At 70.9% G+C, this 2,599-nt stretch carries 2 protein-coding genes; one reads left to right on the top strand and one right to left on the bottom strand.

Annotated features, from left to right (window positions below):
• Positions 1-402: 402 nt before the first annotated feature.
• Positions 403-1,617 carry a low temperature requirement protein A gene (locus ACFP2T_RS43145; RefSeq protein ID WP_377432829.1) on the top strand — a complete coding sequence of 405 codons (1,215 nt, stop codon included), beginning with the start codon at positions 403-405 and terminating at the stop codon, positions 1,615-1,617.
• Here the strand turns inward: ACFP2T_RS43145 and ACFP2T_RS43140 are convergent.
• Positions 1,591-2,502, bottom strand: coding sequence for an SMP-30/gluconolactonase/LRE family protein (locus ACFP2T_RS43140; RefSeq protein WP_377432827.1), 912 nt, complete (start codon positions 2,500-2,502; stop codon positions 1,591-1,593). The genes ACFP2T_RS43145 and ACFP2T_RS43140 overlap by 27 nt on opposite strands.
• Positions 2,503-2,599: the final 97 nt, after the last annotated feature.

Genomic DNA, 2,599 nt, shown 5'->3' with positions numbered 1-2,599 from the left:
ACGGCGACGGCGGCCGGAGCCTCGGACTCGGTGGTGGTGGCCCGGGTGGTGGTCGGTGCGGTCATGGTGGTCCTCCCTGCACCCTCTCAGCGACCTGCGCCTGGTGGCGCTCAGTGGTGGTGGTCGTAGTGGTCCGCTGTGGTGGTGATCGTGGTGGTTATCCGTTCAGGCATCACCTTAGCCCGATCGTCTTGGCAAAAGCTAGCCGAACGGCTGATGCATTAAAGGGGCAAAAGCCCTGATACCACTTCACAATCACGACGGTTGCTCAACTTTCATCGCTGCCCAGACCCCGGATTTGCGGAATCCCGCCGCCGGGGCGCTCGCCACGAGATGATTACCGGCTGTGAACTGGCGGCCGAACGGCGTGGGTGACCGGGTACGCCTGGACGGGGACGCGGCGTGATCCGACTGCGCCGGCTGACCGCCCGCTGGGGGCTGGAACCGTCCGCGTTGCCGGGTAGCGAGGCGCGACACGCGACCTGGCTCGAACTCTTCTTCGACCTGGTGTTCGTGCTCGCCCTCGCCGCCGTACAGAGCCGGCTCACCGACGAAGTGCCCGACGCGGGCGAGATCCTCCGGACCGCCGGACTCTTCGTCGTCGTCTACTGGGCCTGGGTCGGGCAGGCGTTCTACGACACCCGGTTCGATCCCGACGACTTCGCCCACCGGGTGTCCGTACTCATCGGCATGCTCGGGGCCGGCACCATGGCCGTCGGCGTCCGGGACGCCCCGGACACCCTGCTCCTGCCGATCGGCTACCTCGTGGTCCGCGCGACGCTGCTGGCCCTCTACCTCCGGGTCCGGGGCACCAGCCCGACCGCACGGCGACTGACCGCCATCTACCTCAGCGGCTTCGGTGCCGGATGGCTGATCTGGGCGGCCTCGCTCGCCGTACCGGGGCATCTACGGCCGCTGCTGTGGCTCATCGGACTGGCCGTCGAACTGCTGACGCCGTGGCTCGGCCGGCGCTGGCTGAGCCAGCATCCGGTCCACCCATCGCACCTGCCCGAACGGATCGGACAGTTCACGATCATCCTGCTCGGGGTGAGCCTGACCGACCTGATCGGCGCGGTGCCGACCCAGCCGTCGGTCGCGGTCAGCGCGGTGGCCGTCACCGCGTTCGCCATCCCGGCATCGGTGTGGTGGGTCTACACCACCTACGTGACCATCGGCCTGACCGGAACCCGGCTGAACGCCGGGCTCGGCTACGCCAACGTGCAGGGGGTGCTCGGTGCGGCCCTGCTGCTCCTGGGCTGGTGCCTGGGCCAGGCGGTCCGGGAGGTGGCCGCAGGCTCGCCGGAACTGCCGGGGATGCTGCGCTTCCTCCTGGCGGTGTCGCTCGGCGGCTGGTTCCTCGGCGGCCTGGCCCTGCAGTGGCTCTCCCTCGGCACCGTGCCGCTGCCGAGGATCCTCTTCGCGCCGATCGCCATCGGGCTGATCAGTGCCGTCGCCCTCGTGCCGAGGGCGACCGCGATGGTGCCACTGCTCGCCGTCGTACTGATCGGCTACGCCGTCGTGGTGAGCCGGCTCATCATCCGGTTCAGCCCGGAAGACGGCGACGACCAGGGCGGTGGCAAGCCTGCCCCGTCAGGCCCCGAACGGGGTCACCGGTAGGCCGCTCATCCCGGGTGTGGCCCGGAACAGCGCGCCGGCGGCGGGCTCCGGCTCGGACAGGCCCAGCCGGGAGGTGGTGATGTAGAGGTCGCGCAGGTCGGGCCCGCCGAAGGCGCAGGCGGTGACCTGGCGGACCGGCAGCGGTATCCGGACGTCGAGCCGCCCGGTCGGCGTGTAGCGCCGCACCTCGCCGCCACCCCAGAGCGCGACCCACACCCCGCCCTCCGCGTCGAGCGTCAGGCCGTCGGGGGCACCGTCCGCCGAGTCGATCCGGGCGAACGGGCGGCGGCCGGTCAGCGCGGCGCTGTCCGGGTCGTAGTCGAAGACGTCGACACGCTGGGTCGGCGTGTCGACGTAGTACGCGGACCTGCCGTCGCGGGACCAGGCGATTCCGTTGGAGATGGTGACGTCGCCGAGCACCCGCCGGGGAACGAGGTCGGCGTCCAGCCGGTAGAGCTCGCCGGCACCGGGCCGCATGTCGTAGGCCATCGAGCCGCAGTAGAACCGGCCCGCCGGATCGCAGCCGCCCTCGTTCATCCGCCGCCCCGGGTCGGACCAGAGTTCCGGAAGTCGACTCGTCGGACGCAGCTCCGGGTCGGTGAGGAGAAACCCGCGCTCGACCGCGACCAGGTAGCCACCGGCCGCGCGGGGCCGGACCACCGCCGCGACGGTGTCGAGATGATGCCGGACCACCTGGTCCGGGCCGGGCGTCAATCCGAGTACGTCGCCCTCGAGCATGTCCACCCAGAGCAGCCGCCCCGTCCGTGGATCCCAGACCGGTCCCTCACCGTGCCCGCAGCACGGATCTGTCACCTGTACCGCGTCGACCATGTCGCGCTCCTCCAAGACCCGGCGGTACGCCAGCCCGCCCCGGCCGTCGAGCATCCCATGACACCTCGGGGAAGTTGACGACGCTCTTGCGGGTACGACGAAAGGGCCAGCCCCGTCCGGGGCTGGCCCTTCCTCGTCGTGCTGGTGGTGG

This window comes from Plantactinospora solaniradicis, from assembly GCF_042658085.1.
Taxonomy (GTDB): Bacteria; Actinomycetota; Actinomycetes; order Mycobacteriales; family Micromonosporaceae; genus Plantactinospora; species Plantactinospora solaniradicis.
This window is presented reverse-complemented; position numbering and strand designations above follow the sequence as displayed.

Bases quoted from the DNA above. Each gene is read 5' to 3' on its own strand.
- ACFP2T_RS43140 (WP_377432827.1), bottom strand. From the start codon at position 2,502: ATGCTCGACGGCCGGGGCGGGCTGGCGTACCGCCGGGTCTTGGAGGAG.